The sequence below is a fragment of the Streptomyces sp. NPDC002795 genome, from assembly GCF_042888725.1.
GTDB lineage: Bacteria > Actinomycetota > Actinomycetes > Streptomycetales > Streptomycetaceae > Streptomyces.
The window spans coordinates 757,822-773,513 of sequence record NZ_JBIAQB010000002.1 but is presented as its reverse complement, the minus strand read 5'-3'; the positions used below and the strand labels follow the sequence as shown (position 1 = coordinate 773,513).

The 15,692-nt window shown below is 71.5% G+C and carries 16 protein-coding genes; 11 read left to right on the top strand and 5 right to left on the bottom strand.

Annotated features, from left to right (window positions below; translation table 11 throughout):
• The first annotated feature begins 1 nt into the window (after position 1).
• Together ACFYWS_RS08190 and ACFYWS_RS08185 are read left to right on the top strand one after the other, a co-directional pair.
• Positions 2 to 859, top strand: a complete 858-nt coding sequence (locus ACFYWS_RS08190; RefSeq protein ID WP_389271093.1) for an acyl-CoA dehydrogenase family protein — start codon at positions 2 to 4, stop codon at positions 857 to 859.
• A 486-nt stretch (positions 860 to 1,345) separates the two neighbouring features.
• Positions 1,346 to 1,801 carry an ATP-binding protein gene (locus tag ACFYWS_RS08185; RefSeq protein ID WP_389271090.1) on the top strand — a complete coding sequence of 152 codons (456 nt, stop codon included), beginning with the start codon at positions 1,346 to 1,348 and terminating at the stop codon, positions 1,799 to 1,801.
• A 66-nt stretch (positions 1,802 to 1,867) separates the two neighbouring features.
• Here the strand turns inward: ACFYWS_RS08185 and ACFYWS_RS08180 are convergent, their stop codons facing one another.
• A complete protein-coding gene (locus tag ACFYWS_RS08180; RefSeq protein WP_389271087.1) occupies positions 1,868 to 2,794 on the bottom strand; it encodes a cyclase family protein in 927 nt (308 codons plus the stop codon).
• Positions 2,795 to 2,895: 101 nt separating this feature from the next.
• Here ACFYWS_RS08180 and ACFYWS_RS08175 point away from each other — a divergent pair, with 101 nt between their 5' ends.
• The 4 genes from ACFYWS_RS08175 (at position 2,896) to ACFYWS_RS08160 (ending at position 6,833) form a co-directional block, all read left to right on the top strand.
• Complete coding sequence (locus ACFYWS_RS08175) at positions 2,896 to 3,810, top strand: SDR family oxidoreductase (protein WP_389271084.1); 915 nt, start codon at positions 2,896 to 2,898, stop codon at positions 3,808 to 3,810.
• 15 nt (positions 3,811 to 3,825) lie between these two features.
• Entirely contained in the window at positions 3,826 to 5,052 is a 1,227-nt protein-coding gene (locus tag ACFYWS_RS08170; protein ID WP_389271081.1) for an acyl-CoA dehydrogenase family protein, read from the top strand.
• Positions 5,049 to 6,098 carry a Zn-dependent alcohol dehydrogenase gene (locus ACFYWS_RS08165; protein WP_389271078.1) on the top strand — a complete coding sequence of 350 codons (1,050 nt, stop codon included), beginning with the start codon at positions 5,049 to 5,051 and terminating at the stop codon, positions 6,096 to 6,098. The genes ACFYWS_RS08170 and ACFYWS_RS08165 overlap by 4 nt, the downstream gene beginning before the upstream one ends.
• Before the next feature lie 123 nt (positions 6,099 to 6,221).
• Positions 6,222 to 6,833, top strand: a complete 612-nt coding sequence (locus ACFYWS_RS08160; RefSeq protein WP_389271796.1) for a flavin reductase family protein — start codon at positions 6,222 to 6,224, stop codon at positions 6,831 to 6,833.
• Here the strand turns inward: ACFYWS_RS08160 and ACFYWS_RS08155 are convergent.
• Positions 6,822 to 8,159: an MFS transporter gene (locus tag ACFYWS_RS08155; protein ID WP_389271793.1), complete on the bottom strand. Its 1,338-nt coding sequence runs from the start codon at positions 8,157 to 8,159 to the stop codon at positions 6,822 to 6,824. The two genes, ACFYWS_RS08160 and ACFYWS_RS08155, sit on opposite strands and share 12 nt — an antisense overlap.
• An 82-nt stretch (positions 8,160 to 8,241) precedes the next feature.
• Here ACFYWS_RS08155 and ACFYWS_RS08150 point away from each other — a divergent pair, with 82 nt between their 5' ends.
• Positions 8,242 to 9,333: a GlxA family transcriptional regulator gene (locus ACFYWS_RS08150; protein WP_389271075.1), complete on the top strand. Its 1,092-nt coding sequence runs from the start codon at positions 8,242 to 8,244 to the stop codon at positions 9,331 to 9,333.
• Here the strand turns inward: ACFYWS_RS08150 and ACFYWS_RS08145 are convergent.
• From ACFYWS_RS08145 to ACFYWS_RS08135, 3 genes are all read right to left on the bottom strand, one after another.
• A complete protein-coding gene (locus ACFYWS_RS08145; RefSeq protein WP_389271072.1) occupies positions 9,320 to 10,150 on the bottom strand; it encodes an enoyl-CoA hydratase/isomerase family protein in 831 nt (276 codons plus the stop codon). The two genes, ACFYWS_RS08150 and ACFYWS_RS08145, sit on opposite strands and share 14 nt — an antisense overlap.
• A 53-nt stretch (positions 10,151 to 10,203) precedes the next feature.
• Positions 10,204 to 12,426, bottom strand: a complete 2,223-nt coding sequence (locus ACFYWS_RS08140) for an acetate--CoA ligase family protein (RefSeq protein WP_389271069.1) — start codon at positions 12,424 to 12,426, stop codon at positions 10,204 to 10,206.
• 213 nt (positions 12,427 to 12,639) lie between these two features.
• Positions 12,640 to 13,800, bottom strand: coding sequence for a flavin-containing monooxygenase (locus tag ACFYWS_RS08135; protein WP_389271066.1), 1,161 nt, complete (start codon positions 13,798 to 13,800; stop codon positions 12,640 to 12,642).
• A gap of 200 nt (positions 13,801 to 14,000) precedes the next feature.
• On the opposite strand from ACFYWS_RS08135, the gene ACFYWS_RS08130 reads away from it, so the two are divergent.
• From ACFYWS_RS08130 to ACFYWS_RS08115, 4 genes are all read left to right on the top strand, one after another.
• A complete protein-coding gene (locus ACFYWS_RS08130; protein ID WP_389271063.1) occupies positions 14,001 to 14,453 on the top strand; it encodes a DoxX family membrane protein in 453 nt (150 codons plus the stop codon).
• Positions 14,450 to 14,884, top strand: coding sequence for a Zn-ribbon domain-containing OB-fold protein (locus ACFYWS_RS08125; protein ID WP_389271060.1), 435 nt, complete (start codon positions 14,450 to 14,452; stop codon positions 14,882 to 14,884). Before ACFYWS_RS08130 ends, ACFYWS_RS08125 begins: the two co-directional genes overlap by 4 nt.
• A 111-nt stretch (positions 14,885 to 14,995) precedes the next feature.
• Complete coding sequence (locus tag ACFYWS_RS08120; RefSeq protein WP_389271057.1) at positions 14,996 to 15,259, top strand: CopG family transcriptional regulator; 264 nt, start codon at positions 14,996 to 14,998, stop codon at positions 15,257 to 15,259.
• Complete coding sequence (locus tag ACFYWS_RS08115) at positions 15,256 to 15,669, top strand: PIN domain-containing protein (RefSeq protein WP_389271054.1); 414 nt, start codon at positions 15,256 to 15,258, stop codon at positions 15,667 to 15,669. The genes ACFYWS_RS08120 and ACFYWS_RS08115 overlap by 4 nt, the downstream gene beginning before the upstream one ends.
• Positions 15,670 to 15,692: the final 23 nt, after the last annotated feature.

Below are 15,692 nucleotides of genomic sequence, written 5' to 3'. Positions count from 1 at the left end.
CGTGCACTTCCAACTGACCGAGGAACAACGGGCATTGCGCGACGGCACGCGGGAGCTGCTCGCCGGGCGGTTCGGGCGGGACGCGCTGCGGGCCGCGGTGGACGCACCCGCGATCGACCGGGCGTTGTGGCGCGAGCTCGGCGGCGCCGGGCTGTTCTCGCTGTGTCTGCCGGAGGCCGAGGGCGGCGTCGGGCTCGGCCTGCCGGACGCGGTGGTGGTGTTCGAGGAGGTGGGGCGGGCCCTCGTGCCGGGCCCGCTGGTGGCCACCTTCCTCGCGGCGGGCGAGGTGCCGGGCGCCGCGGCGGGTGAGTCGGTGGTGACCACGCCGTTCGGCTCCCTGCTGCCGTGGCGGGACGACGCGGACGTGGTGCGCGGCGACGTGTCCACGGCCCGCCCGATCGCCTCGGCGGACCCGCTCACCCCCCTGCACGCGCTCCCCGAGCCCGCCCCCGTCCCCCTGGAGGCGACCCTCCTGTACGCCGCCGAACAGCTCGGGTCGGCCGGCCGCACGCTCGACATGGCGGTCCAACACGCCCGGGAGCGTGAGCAGTTCGGATCACCGATCGGCTCGTTCCAGGCGGTGAAGCACTTGTGTGCCGAGATGCTCGTACGGGTCGAGGTGGCCCGCGCCGCCGTGTACGCGGCGGCCGTCACCGCCGATCCGGTCGAGGTCGCGGGCGCCGAACTGCTCGCCGACGAGGCCGCCGTGCAGGGCGCCCGCGACTGCCTCCAGGTGCACGGCGGCATGGGCTTCACCTGGGAGGCGGACGTGCATCTGCATCTGAAGCGGGCGTGGGTGCGGGCCGAGTTGGGCGGCAGCGCGAGGGCTGCGGAAGAGGTGCTCGCGGCGGCGCTCTGACCTGCGTACGAAGACGGCCGCGCGTCCGGAAAGCGAACGCGCGGCTGTCTGAGCGGAGGGCCTGAGCAAGGGTGCACGCACAGTGACCGTGCGCGGTTATCGGGTTGTGTCCTGCGGGGGGCTCGTCACGGCACGGAGTCGGCCTCCCGCTCCGGTACCTTGTGGCAGATGCGAGTGGTGCTGAACCCGAGCGACTGCGCCGGTGTTGCCTCCGAGGCGGCTCCGGGGCCCTCAATGTGCGCCCCTCGCAGCGCAGGGCGGGGTTCTGCCCCCGCCTGTTCGAGCCTCGGCCGGACGCGTCGCACAGTATGCCGCACGCGTACTCCTTCGCGCTGGAATATGCCCGAAGCGCTTGTTGAGGTGACTGTACGTCAACCATGCTGTGTCTCAAGGGGTTCACGTTCCGTGATCCCTCTCGCTGGTCAGCACGGTAAGTGGCGCGAGGCAGTACTCCAGCGGTCCCGCCGGATTCGGATGGTGTGAGCGGTGCAGGTGCTTCAGGTTCAACTGGAGGTCGGGACCGACCCCGCGGAGGTGGGGCGGGCCCGCAGGTGGGCGCGTTCGCGTCTCGCCGGTTCGGGCGTAGAGGCCGACGAGTCGTTGGCGGAGACGCTGATTCTGATCGTCTCCGAGCTGGTCACCAACGCGGTGGTGCACACGGGGCATCCGGCCGTGCTGCGCATGGCGTTGCCCAGCGACGTCCCCGCGGCGTGCCTCGGGACCGTACGTGTGGAGGTCGCGGACACCTGCGAGCGGCCGCCGGCGCCCCGGCACGCGGACGGCGAGGAGACGAACGGGCGAGGGCTCGAACTCGTCGACGGGCTCGCGGACCGCTGGGGCTGGCGCCCCGAGGGTGCGGGCAAGGCGATCTGGTGCGAGATCGACCAGTGCGCCGCGGTGACGACCGGCGCGTTCCAGGGTGTGGCGTTCGAAGCGGTGTGAGCGCGCACGGAGCGGCGCGGGCCCCGTGGGGGGTGCCCGCGCCGCTTTCCGTGTCCGGTGGGGCCGTCAGAACACCGCTACGGGTGCCACCGGCGTCCCGGTCCCGCCCTTGAAGGGTTCCGGCATCGCCGACAGCAGGAACGAATAACGCCCGACTTCTCCACAGGCTGTGGACAAAGATTCGAGATTCCAGTTCTGGCCTTGCAGCATCCCCATCTCGACCAGATCGAGCGCGTGCACGGGCAGCCACAGGTTCTCGATCTCCGGCGGGAAGATCTCGAAGGTCAGGGTGTCGTTGGCGACGGCCGCCACGTCCCGCGCGTGGAACCACTCGGGCGTACGCACCGAAAGGCCCGGTGACGGATAGCCGTACCCGTTCTTGTCCCCGGCCAGATACACCTGGATCTGGCCGGTCCGTACGAGCACGATGTCGCCGGCCCCGACCGTCACGCGCCCGAACTCGGCCGCCTCGTCGAGGTCTTCGGGGGTGACCGCGTGATCACCGGGCAGCCGGTCGAGCCCCTTCGCCGCCGCCACGTCGAGCAGTACGCCGCGCGAGACGATGTACGGCGCCTTGTCGATGCCGCTGAACTGGGCGCCGTGGTGCGCCGTGATGGTGTCGGCGGGGCGGCCGTTGTAGAGCTTGCCGGAGTGCGAGACGTGGGTGAGGGCGTCCCAGTGGGTGGCCGCCTGTAGGCCCATCGTCACGGCGTCGTCGCTGGTGGCGACGGTTTCCGGGCCGAAGATCTCGTAGTTGATCTGCACCATCGTGTGGAACGGGTTGATGCGGCCCGGGATCATCCCGGACTGCACGCCGTCCTCCTTGAGGGGCAGTGCGAGGGGGACGCGGCGGCCCGTGCGGACCTCGGCGGCGGCCTCGCGCACGACGTCGTCGGTGACGAGATTCAGGGTGCCGATCTCGTCGGCCTCCCCCCAACGCCCCCAGTTGTTCACGCGTTTGGCGATGTCATGGAACTCGGCGGGCAGGGGCATCGGGTCCTCCCGGGTCTTGTGTTCCGGCGGATGGCAGGTCGTACACTCCGACCGGAGTTGAAATCTAACGGGTCGTCAGAAACCGCGGGAAGGGGCCGGGCATGGGGAACTTCTTGGCAGGCAAGGTCGTCGCCGTCACGGGAGCGGGGCGAGGCATCGGCAGGGCGGTGGCGCTCGCGTGCGCCGCCGAGGGCGCGAAGGTCGTCGTCAACGACTACGGAGTGTCCATCGAGGGCGGCGAGCCCACGTCGGACGTGGCGCAGGGCGTGGTCAAGGAGATCGAGGCGGCGGGCGGCACCGCGGTCGCCGTGGCCGACGACGTGTCCAGCATGGCCGGTGGCCAGCGCATCGTGGACACGGCCGTGAACGAGTACGGGCGGATCGACGGGGTGGTGTGCGTCGCCGGCATCCTGCGCGAGCGGATGCTGTTCAACATGTCCGAGGACGAGTGGGACCCGGTCGTCCAGACGCACCTCAAGGGAACCTTCACCGTCTTCCGCGCCGCGTCCGCCGTCATGCGCAAGCAGAAGACGGGCACGCTCATCGGCTTCACCAGCGGAAACCACCAGGGGTCCGTGGCGCAGGCCAACTACGCCTCCGCGAAGGGCGGCATCATCTCGCTCGTGCGCAGCGCGGCCCTCGGGCTCAACAAGTACGGCGTGACCGCGAACGCCGTCGCGCCCGTGGCCCGTACCCGGATGTCGGCGAACGTGCCGATGGAGCTGAAGGAGATCGGGGAGCCGGAGGACGTCGCGGCCTTCGTCGTCTATCTGCTCAGCGAGCGGGCCCGCGAGGAGAAGATCACCGGGCAGGTCTACACGGTGGCCGGGCCGAAGATCGCCGTATGGGCGCAACCGCGCGAGCTGCGCGCCGGGTACGCGGACGGCGGGCCCTGGACGCCGGAGAAGATCGCGGACTTTCTGCCGGGGACGGTCGGCACCGACCCCATGCCGCTCCTTGAGCAGCTCCAGGAGATGGCGCGGGCGGCGGCGGCCAAGGACCGACCCAACCAGTAACGGGGGTGGCGGGGCGTGGAGTTCGGGTTCGGAATCGGGTTCGGGTTCGGGTTCGGGTTCGACAAGGCGGATGAGGCTTTCCGGGGCGAGGCCCGGGAGTGGCTGGAGCACCATCTGGACGAGCGGTTCACGGCCGCCGTGGGGCGCGGAGGCCCGGGCAGCGAGCACGAGGGCGGCGCAGAACGGCGCGCCTGGGAACGGGAGTTGGGCAAGGGCGGCTGGATCGGAATCGGCTGGCCGGCGGATCCGGACGCGGGCTTCGGCAACCGCGCCGCCACGCTCACCCAGCAGGTCGTCTGGGCGGAGGAGTACGCGCGCGTGCGGGCGCCGGGCCGCTACGGCCACATCGGCGAGAACCTCCTGGCCCCCACCCTGCTCGCGTACGGCACCGGGGAGCAGCAGCGTCGCTTCCTGCCCGGCATCGCGCGCGGTGAGGACCTGTGGTGCCAGGGCTACAGCGAGCCGGGGGCGGGCTCCGACCTGGCGTCGCTGCGTACGTCGGCGACCCGCGGCAAGGACGGCCGCTGGCGGGTGAGCGGCCAGAAGGTGTGGACGTCGCTCGCGCACGAGGCCGACTGGTGCTTCGTACTGGCCCGCACCGACCCGGACGCGCGCCGACACAAGGGCGTCTCCTTCCTTCTCGTCCCCATGGACCAGCCGGACCACATCGACGTACGCCCGATCCGGCAGCTCACCGGGACGAGCGAGTTCAACGAGGTGTTCTTCGACGGAGCCGTCGCCGAGGAGGTCGTCGGCGGCGAGGGCGAGGGCTGGAAGGTTGCCATGGGCCTGCTCGCCTTCGAACGCGGGGTCTCCACCCTCGCCCAGCAGATCGGGTTCGACGAGGAGCTGCGGGCGGTCGTCCGCACGGCCACCACCAACGGGGCGATCCGGGACCCGCTCGTACGCGCCCAGCTCGTACGCCTCTGGTCCGAGCTGCGCACGATGCGCTGGAACGCGCTGCGCACCCTCGGCGGAGCCCCCGACGCGGGCGCGCCGAGCGTCGCGAAGCTGCTGTGGGGCGGCTGGCACCAGCGGCTCGGTGAGCTGGCCCTGCGGGTGCGTGGCGCGGAGGCGGCCGTCGGCCCCACGGACTGGACGCCCGGCCGGCCCTACGACCTCGACGAACAGCAGCGTCTCTTCCTCTTCAGCCGGGCCGACACGATCTACGGCGGCTCGGACGAGATCCAGCGCACCATCATCGCCGAGCGGGTGCTCGGCCTGCCCAGGGAGGCCACGTGAGGGGTGTTGTGTTCGACGGCGAAGAGGCCGTCGTCGTAGACGACTTGGAGATACGGGACCCGGGCCCGGGGGAGGTGCTCGTCGGCGTCGCCGCCGCGGGCCTGTGCCACAGCGACCTGTCGGTGATCGACGGGACGATCCCGTTCCCGCGCCCGGTGGTCCTCGGGCACGAGGGCGCGGGAGTGGTGGAGGCGGTCGGCTCGGGCGTCACCCACGTCGCGCCCGGCGACCACGTGTCGCTCTCCACGCTCGCCAACTGCGGGGCCTGCGCGGAGTGCGACCGGGGCCGCCCGACGATGTGCCGCAAGGCGATCGGGATGCCGCAGAAACCGTTCGCGCGAGGCGGGAAGGACCTCTACCAGTTCGCCTCGAACTCGGCGTTCGCCGAGCGGACCGTGGTGAAGGCGGTGCAGGCGGTGAAGATCCCGAAGGAGATCCCGCTGACGTCGGCGGCACTGATCGGCTGCGGGGTGCTCACGGGTGTCGGCGCGGTCCTGAACCGGGCGCGGGTCGACCGGGGCGACACGGTCGTCGTGATTGGCACAGGCGGGGTCGGGCTGAACGTGCTCCAGGGCGCGCGGGTGGCCGGTGCGCTGCGGATCGTCGCGGTCGACACGAACCCCGCGAAGGAGGAGGTGGCACGGCAGTTCGGCGCCACGGACTTCCTGAGCGACGTGGGGGCGGTCCGGGAGATACTGCCGGACGGTGCCGACCACGTCTTCGAGTGCGTGGGCCGGGTGGAACTCATCCGCGCCGCGGTCGACCTCCTCGACCGGCACGGTCAGGCCGTGATCCTCGGGATGCCGGCGGCGAAGGCGGAGGCATCCTTCGTCCCCGCCGAACTGTTCCTCGACAAGTCGATCCTCGGCTGCCGCTACGGCTCCTCGCGCCCGCAGCGCGACATCAAGCTGTACGCGGACCTGTACGCGCAGGGCCGGCTGCTGCTCGACGAGCTGGTGACACGGACGTACCCGGTGGAGGACTTCGGGAAGGCGGTCGAGGACGCGGAGGCGGGGAGGGTGGCGCGCGGGGTGCTGACCTTCTGACGGCCTTCTGACTCTGCGGGCCGGGGTGCGGAGGGTCCGGGGGCACGGCCGTCCGGGGCTGCCGCACCCCTTCCCATCTGACGAACCGTCAGCTTCAATGGATTTCATGAGGGGACACGCATGATGGGACACGCAGGGATGGCGGCCACCGTCGTCCGTTACCTCAGGTCGGTCGGTGCGCCCACTGCCGAGTCACCGGTGGAGGCGCTGCCGCGACCGGACCTCCGGGCCGTCGGTGACGACGAGCGGGCACCCGTCGACCCGGCCGAATTCCGCCGCGTCATGGGCGAGTTCGCCAGCGGAGTGACCGTGGTGACGGCGGCCGAGCCGGACGCGGGTCCCGCCGGCTTCGCCTGCCAGTCCTTCGCGTCCCTGTCCCTCGACCCGCCCCTCGTCGCGTTCATGGTGGCCCGTACGTCGACGACCTGGCCGCGGATCGCCCGCGCCGGGGCGTTCTGCGTGAACGTACTGGGCGCGGACCAGGGCGAGTTGTGCCGGGGCTTCGCGGTCAGCGGGGCGGACAAGTTCGCCGGTGTCGCGTACGACGAGGCGCCGGTATCGGGCGCGCCGCGGCTCGAAGGCGCCGCCGCGTGGATCGACTGCGCCATCCACGCGGTGCACACAGGCGGGGACCACCTGATCGTCGTGGGCCGCGTGACGGCGCTGGGAGCGGAGGACGGCGGCACCGGTCCGCTCCTCTTCCACAGGGGAACCTTCTCGGGGCTACGAGACTGAAGGCGCGGGGGCGGCGTCGGTGGCGCCCGCCCGGCCCCGCCGGATGATGAGCGACATCAGCGCCGCCGCGGCGCACAGCGCGCCCGAGGCGTACCAGACCACGTCGTACCGTCCGAAGACATCCCGCGCGACACCGCCAAGGAAGGCCACGATCGCGGCCCCCACCTGGTGCGATGCGAGCACCCAGCCGAACACGATGGCACTGTCCTCGCCGTAGTGCTCGCGGCACAACGCGATGGTCGGCGGCACGGTGGCGACCCAGTCCAAGCCATAGAAGACGATGAAGAAGATCATTGGCGGCCGGACCTCCGGCCCGAGCAGCATCGGCAGGAACAGCAGCGAGACGCCGCGCAGCGCGTAGTAGACGGCGAGCAGCCGGCGCGCCTCGATCCGGTCGGTGAACCAGCCCGACGCGATGGTCCCGACGATGTCGAAGACGCCGATGACGGCGAGCAGTGAGGCGGCCGTGGTGATGGGCATGTGGTGGTCGTGGGCCGCGGGCACGAAGTGCGTTTTGATCAGGCCGTTCGTGGAGGCGCCGCAGATCGCGAAGGTGCCGGCGAGCAGCCAGAAGGGCCCGGTGCGGGCGGCCTTCACGAGGACGGTCACGGCCCGCTTCCCGGCTCCCAGCACGGGCGCGGGCTTCGGCACGAACTCCTTGGCCCCGTACGGCGCCACGCCCGCGTCGGCGGGATGGTCGCGCAGCAGCAGCCACACCAGCGGGACAACGGCGAGCGCGGAGAGCGCCACGGTCACGGCGGCGGGCCGCCAGCCGTGCCGGTCGACGATCCAGGACAGCAGCGGCAGAAAAACCAGCTGCCCCGAGGCCCCGGCCGCGGTCAGCACGCCAGTGACCAGCCCACGCCGCGCGACGAACCACCTATTGGTGACGGTGGCGGCGAAGGCGAGCGCCATCGACCCGCTCCCGAGCCCCACCAACACACCCCAGTACATGACCAGTTGCCAGGCAGCGGTCATCCACACGGTGAGCAGCGACCCGCCGGAGATGACGATCAGCGCCAGGGCCACCACCTTCCGTATCCCGAACCGGTCCATGAGCGCGGCGGCGAACGGGGCCGTGACCCCGTACAGCGCGAGGTTCATGGACACGGCGAAGCCGATGGTGCCGCGCGACCAGCCGAACCCCGTGTCGGGGTCGTGCAGCGGCTCGATGAGCAGCCCCGGCAGGGAGGCGAAGGCGGCGGCCCCGACGATCGTCACGAAGGTCACGGCGGCGACGGCCCAGGCGCGGTGGGGGCGCCTGTGGGGACGGCGTCTTTGACGGGCGCGGTCCCGGCCCTCCGGTGGGGTCTGTGTATCGGTCACTGTCTCGGTCACCCGAGAAGCTTCGCGGACCTCCGCGCCCGGATCGAGTGGCCCGAACGCCACTGTTCGCTAGGATCGGGCCATGGTGTCTCGCAGTGAACGGCACACTCCCACTCACACCCCGCACCGCGTCGCGGTGCTCGCGCTCGACGGCCTCATCCCCTTCGAGTTCGGCATCCCGCAGCGCATCTTCGGCCGCGCCCGCGACGCGACGGGGCGGCGGCTGTACGAAGTGGTCACGTGCGCGGTCCGCGAGCCGGGCCGCGTGCAGACCGAAGCCGACTACGCGATCCACGTGGAGCACGGCCCGGAGGTTCTGGGCACGGCGGACACGGTGATCGTCCCGGCCTCGTACGAGATGGGCCCGGTATACGAAGAGGGCGTCCTCACCCCGGAGTTGGAGTCGGCGCTGGGCTGGATCCGCCCGGGGACCCGCATGGTCTCCATCTGCACCGGCAGCTACGTCCTCGGGGCGGCGGGCCTGCTCGACGGCCGCCCGGCGACCACGCACTGGGCGGAGGCGGACCACTTCCAGAGCGTCTTCCCGCGCATCAAGGTCGACCCGAACGTCCTGTTCATCGACGACGGCGACGTGCTCTCCTCGGCGGGCGTCGCCGCGGGCATCGACCTGTGCCTGCACCTGGTGCGGCGCGACCACGGCGCGGCCGTCGCCAACGACGTGGCCCGCCGCACGGTGGTGCCGCCGCACCGGGACGGCGGCCAGGCCCAGTACATCGAACGCCCGCTCCCGGAACCGACGTTGGCATCCACCGCGCACGCGCGCGCGTGGGCCCTCGACCACCTGGGCGACCCGATCCAGCTCCGCGACCTGGCCGACCGCGAATCGCTGTCCGTCCGGACGTTCACGCGCCGCTTCCGGGAGGAGGTGGGCGTCAGCCCCGGCCAGTGGCTCACGAGCCAACGGGTGGAACGCGCCCGCCACCTCCTGGAGACCTCCGGCCTCTCCATCGACGAGGTCGCCCGCCGCTCCGGCTTCGGCACGGCCCAGTCCCTGCGCCAGCACTTCCACGCGTCGGTGGGGGTGACACCGACGGGGTACCGGCGGACGTTCCGCGCGGCCGAGGAACGAACAGCTGTGACGGGAAACCACGGTCTGTTCGTGGTTTCCCGTCACAGTCCCGATGCGGGGTGCGGAGCGCTCAGCGGCCCCTGAACTCCGGCCGCCGCCGCTCCACGAAGCTGGCGACGCCCTCGTTCGCGTCGTGGGTGGTCATGTTCAGCTCCTGGGCTGTCGCCTCTGCCGCGAAGGCCGTGGAGCGGTCCGAGTCGAGGGAGGTGTTGACCAGGGACTTGGTCATCGCCAGGGCGCGGGTCGGGCCCGACGCGAGGCGTTCCGACCATTCCCGCGCCACCTTCGGCAGCTCGTCGTCCGGGACGACCCGGTTGACCAGGCCGAGGCGCTCCGCGTCGGCGGCGGGCAGGGCGTCGCCGAAGAACATGAGCTCCTTGGCGCGCTGCGGGCCGATCAGGCGGGGGAGGAGGTAGGCGCCGCCCCCGTCCGGGACGAGGCCGCGGCGGACGAACACCTCGATGAAGCGCGCCGACTCGGCGGCCAGGACCAGGTCGCAGGCGAGCGCGAGGTGCGCCCCGATGCCGGCCGCCGTGCCGTTCACCGCCGCGATCACCGGCTTCTCGCAGTCCTGGACGGCGGAGATCAGGCGTTGCGCGCCGAGGCGGATCATGCGGGCGACGTCGCCCGCGACCCGTTCCCCGGCGTCCGGACTCCCGCCCCGCAGATCCGCGCCCGCGCAGAAGCCCTTGCCCGTCGCGGTGATCACGACGGCCCGTACGTCCGGGTCGGCGGAGGCCTCGGCGAGCAGCGCGATGACGCGTTCGCGCTGGTCCCAGGTGACGGCGTTCATGGCCTCGGGGCGGTTGAGGGTGATCCACGAGACGCCGTTGTCAGTGGCGTGCAGTATCAATGAGTCCTGGGAGTCGGCGAGGGACTCGTCGGGGGAGGGGGTGGTCATGGGGGAGCTCCGTTTTGGCGTCGAGTTTGGCGTCGAGGTCGGTGGCGGCCGGTTCAGCGGCACACCGCGAGCGCGTCGAGGGCGACGGCGCCCTGGCCGCGCGGCAGCACCATCAGCGGGTTGATGTCCAGCTCGGCGAGGTCGTCGCCGAGTTCGAGTGCCATGCGTTGTACCCGGAGGATCACTTCGACCAGTGCGTCGATGTCGACGGGCGGTGCGCCCCTGACTCCGTCGAGCAGGGGCCGCCCGCGGAGTTGGTCGAGGACCGCTCGCGCCTGGCTCTCGCCGAAGGGCGGGACGGCGACGGCGGTGTCCCGCAGTACCTCCACGAGTACGCCGCCGAGGCCGACGGTCACGGTGGGGCCGAACAGGTCGTCGCGCGTGACGCCGACGACCATCTCGACGCCCCGCTCGACCATCTGGCAGACGAGTACGCCGTCGAGCTCGATGCCCTCGTAGCGGGCGATGTCGGTGAGTTCGCGGTACGCGTCCCGTACCTGGCTCGCGGATGTCAACTCCACTTTTACGAGGCCGAGTTCCGACTTGTGGGCGAGCTGGGGAGCCGATGCCTTCATGACGACCGGGTAGCCGACGAGGGAGGCGGCCCGCACCGCCGCCGCGGCGCTCGTCACCAGCTGCTCGCGCGGCACGCGGATCCCGTACGCCCGCAGCAGCTGCTTCGCCGCGTGCTCGCTCAGCTGGTGGCCCGGGCGCATCAGGGCCTGCGCCTTGCGGAAGGAGGGCGAGGGGGTGCGCGGCGCCTCGTCGAAGGGGGAGACGTACGAGGCCGTGAAGCGGTGGTGGTCGAGGTGGGCGCGGACGGCGGTGATGCAGTTGGCGAAGGTGCGGAAGGTGGCCACCCGGGAGGAGCCGAGCAGGGTTTTCCGGTAGGCGTCCTCCGTGCCCACCGGCGAGCCCCACACCACGCACACCAGCTTGTCCGTCTGTTCGGCCGCGTCCACCAGGTCCTGGGCCAGTTTGTCGCTCATGGGCGGGAAGGGGCCGGTGATGGGGCAGATGAGGACGCCGACGGAGGGGTCGGCCAGGATCGCGTCGATGATCTTGCGGCCGCGCCAGTCGCCGACCGGGTGGCCGCCGTTGTCGACCGGGTTCGCCACGCTCAGATAGTCGGGTATCCACTGGTGTAGTTCGTCCTGCTTCTCCGGGGGGAGGGTGGGGAGTTGGAGGCCGGCTTCCGTCGCCAGGTCGGAGAAGTGGGCGCCCGTGCCGCCGGAGATCGAGTAGACGACGACTCCGTCGGCCTGCGGCGGCTTGGCGCGGGCGAGGAGGGTGGCCGTGTCCTGGAGCTCGTCCAGGCCGTCGACGCGGATGACGCCGAACTGGCGCATCGCCGCGTCCACGACGGTGTCCGCGCCGGTGAGCTTGCCGGTGTGCGAGGCCGCGGTGCGGGCGCCGGTCTCGGTCCTGCCGACCTTCACGGCGACGACCGGCACCCCCTCGCGCGCGGCCCGGTCGGCGGCGAGGAGGAAGGAGCGGCCGTCCTTGAGGCCCTCCACGTAGCAGGCGATGGCGCCGACCTCGGGGCGCTGCGCGAAGTAGGAGATGAAGTCGGCGGTCTCCAGGTCGGCCTCGTTGCCGGTCGGCGCCCAGTGGGAGAGCCGGATGCCGAGCTCTTGGAGGGCGAAGACCGGGCGGCCCTGGTGGCCGGACTGGGTGATCAGCGCGATGGCGGGGCCTTCGAGGTCCTCGCGGAAGTGCTCGAAGGCGTTGAGGTTGGTGTTGGGCCCGAGGAGGCGCAGGCCCGAGCGCTGCACGGCGGCGGAGAGGCGGGCTTGCGCGGCGGCGCCCTCATCGCCGGTCTCGGCGAACCCGGAGGCGAAGGCGACGGCGAACTTCACCTTCGTGTCGGCGAGTTGCTCGATGACGGGCAGCGGGTCCGCGACGAGCAGCACGGCCAGGTCGACCTGCTCGGGCAGCTCGGCCACCGACGACGAGCACGGCAGTCCGAAGACGGACTCGCGCGTCGGGTGCACCGGATACAGGCGCGCGCCGACCCGTTCCGCCCAGCCCATCAGCTGCCGCGTGATGCCGGTGTTCGGTCGCCCCTCGGCATCGGACGCGCCGACGACGGCGACGGACTCGGGCCGGAAGAACCGGTCCAGGTCCGGTACGTCGGAGTGCAGCGGAAGCCCGCTGACGTCCAGTTCTTCGGTGCCGGCCCGCCCGTGCACGGCGGGTCCGGGCTGCTCACCGCAGGCGATCACGCGGGCCCGGCGGGAGTCGGTGGTCAGGGTGCCGTACGTCGATCCAAGCATCGGTCCGCCCGCTCCTGTGTGACAGCGACATCAGCGATATCAGCGACATCAGTGAAATCTCTTGCCTGTGCAGTGCCTCGAACTTCCTTCGAGTGTTTGTTAACTGACGCACTGTCAGATTACTTAACTGACGCTCCGTCAGGAACAGGGCTGCAGGCAAAAGGTGGGGCGAATGTTCCGAGGGGCGTGCTCACGCGGGTGCCCGGGAGGCGGTTACGCGGGTAGTTGTGCTGCCACCTTCTTGCCGATGCGGCCCGCGTCCAGGGCCAGTTCGCGGAGCATGCCCGAGATCGGGTTCGTGTAGCCGGTGAAGTGGAGGCCGGGGGCGGGAGAGGCCTCGCGGGGGCGCCCCGTGGCGGGGTCCAGGACGTCCAGGTGGCCCACCAGGTCCTGAAGGCCCTGCCGGTATCCGGTGGCCGCGATCACCGAGTCCGGGGTGACGCGGGTGCCGTCGGAGAGGACCACCGCGTCCGCGTCGAAGGAGGTGACGGCGGCGACGGGCTCGACCTTCCCGGACCGTACGGCGTCGACGAAGCCGGCGTCCTGCACCGGGATGGCGCCCTGGCGGACCCGCGAATAGAGGCCGGTGTCGGGGCGCGGCAGGCCCTGCGCCGACAGGTCGGGGACGCTGGCCTTGCCGAGCGGGACCGCGAGCCGGTCGACGAGGCCGACCGGCAGGCGCCGACAGAGGATGCCGGTGCGCTGGGCGGGCCAGCCGAGGGTGGAGCGGCGCACGATGTGCGGCGCGGTGCGCACGGCGATGCGGACGCGCGCGGCGCCGCCCTCGATCAGGTCGACGGCGATCTCGGTGCCGGTGTTCCCCGCGCCGACGACGAGGACGTCCTGGCCGGTGAAGGGGGCCGGGCTGCGGTACTCGCCCGCGTGCAGCAGCTTCCCGGTGTACGAGGAGGCGCCGGGCCAGTCGGGCAGGTGCGGGGTGTGGTTGTAGCCGGTGGCGACGACCACGGCGGCCGAGGTCAGCTCGCGGCCACCGGTCGCGCGAAGGAGCCACCCCGAGTCGTCGGAGGTCCGCTCGACGCGGGTGACCTCGACGCCCGTGACGACTTCCAGGTCGTGGTGCTCGACGTACTTCTCCAGATAGCGCACGACGTCGTCGCGGGCGACCCAGCGGCCGAAGCGGCGCGGCATCGGAAGGCCGGGCAGGCCCGAGAGGCGGCGGGTGGTGTGCAGGTGGAGGCGGTCGTAATGGCCGCGCCAGGAGGTGCCGACGCGGTCGGACTTCTCCAGGGCGACGGCTCGGACGCCGTGCGCCTCCAGGCCGACGGCCGCGGCGAGTCCGCCGGGACCGCCCCCGATGACGTACACGGGCGGGCGTTCATGGCTGCGTGCCGGTGCTTGTGGGGAGTCGGCCATGTACGGAGCGTATTCCCGCGCCGGTTTGAGCGGGACCGGTCAAGGCGGAAACCGGTTGCGAATTGATCACGGGCCGCGGTTCGGGGGCCGCCCGGCCGTTGTCGCGTGCGGGGCTCTTGCGGAGGCGGTGCCGGATGCGTTGAACTGGCTCACCCAGGGAACTGACGTACCGTCAGAAACTGAAGGAGGGGCCGGACTTCATGGACGCGATAGGGCTCAGCGGAGCCGAATGGCTCGCCGTGCTGCGCATCGGGCTCGGCCTGTGGTGGCTGGAGAGCTGGCGGCACAAGGACAAGAAGGGCTGGTTCGAGCGGGGGACGGGTATCGCCTGGGCCGCCGATGTCGCCGGCAAGCACAAGTGGAACGCGGTGCGCAGCGGCTTCGAGGTCGTCGTGAGACCGCGGCCGAAGACGATGGCGTACGTCGTGGTGTATGCCGAACTCGCCCTGGGGGTCGGCCTGATCCTCGGATTCCTGACGCCGATCGCGCTGGTCGGCGGGCTGCTGCTCAACCTTCTGTACTTCACCCTCATGATCCACGACTGGGCCGAGCAGGGGCAGAACGCGATGATGGGCCTGATCTCGCTCGTCGCGCTGTTCGCCATGTCCTGGCAGGCCTGGTCCCTCGACCATGCGATCGGACTGTTCTCGTGAGTGCTGCTGCCGGTGGCGACGTACGTTTCGATGTTCCCGAGCCCGACGCCTTCACCCGCCCCTACTGGGACGCGGCCGCCGGGGGGCGGCTGCTGCTCAGGCACTGCGCGGCCTGTGGGCGGGACCATCACTATCCGCGGGAGTTCTGTCCGTTCTGCTGGAGCGAGGACGGGCGCTGGGCGGACGCGAGCGGCCGGGCCACGCTCTACACGTGGTCCGTCGTGCACCGCAACGACCTGCCGCCCTTCGGGGGCCGCACCCCGTACGTCGCCGCCGTCGTCGACCTCGCCGAGGGGCCGCGGATGATGACGGAGATCGTGGAGTGTGCGGAGGCGGATCTGCGGATGGGGATGGAGCTGATGGTCTGTTTCCGGGATGGCGGGGAGGGCGAAGAGGGCTTCGCCGTACCGGTGTTCAGGCCTGTGCCGTGACCGGGTGGCCGCGCGGCCGGGTGCCCGTGCCGCGACTCCTGGCCGGCCCGGCCCGGTGAGGGAATCAGGTCGTCGATACCGGCCGGGAGGATGCGAGGTAGGATAAGTGGCATGAGTGAGCCTACCGGCAAGTACTCGATCACCATGCCGCGCGACATCGCCGAAGCGGCCAAGGCCCGCAGCGGCCCGTCCGGGCTGTCCTCCTACGTCGCCGCGGCCGTCGCCCGCCAGATCGAGCGGGACAATCTCAGCGAGCTCATCGCGGTCGCGGAGGCCGAGCACGGCCCCATCGCCGACGAAGAGATCCAGTCGCTGCGCGACCAACTCCACGAAGCCCGGGCACGGCAGCCCCGGGGCGGGACAAGCGCCGCGTGACCCGATCCCCCGCCACCCCCGGCGGCACGCTTGTCCTCGACAGTGAAGGGCTGGCCAAGGCCGTCCTCCGTGACCGTACGGTCACCGGCTGGCTCGCTCTCGCCCTCGCCGACGACCTGCGGGTGATCACTTCTGCTGCCACTCTCGTGGAAGTGGCCCACCCTCGGATCAATCGCTCGGCCCTGGAGTGGACCCTCTCCCGCATCGTCATCGAACCGGTCACCGAACCCGTTGCCCGCCACGCGTCCGCCCTCCTCGCCGAGGCCGGCCTGCACGGCCACAAGTACGCGATCGACGCCATACTCAGCGCCACCGCCCTTGCCGCTCCCGGCCCGACGGCAGTTCTCACCTCGGACCCCGAGGATCTGACCGTCCTGTGTGGCTCCCGCGTCAGCATCATCAAGGTCTAGGCGCTGCCCCTCCGTTCCCCCCG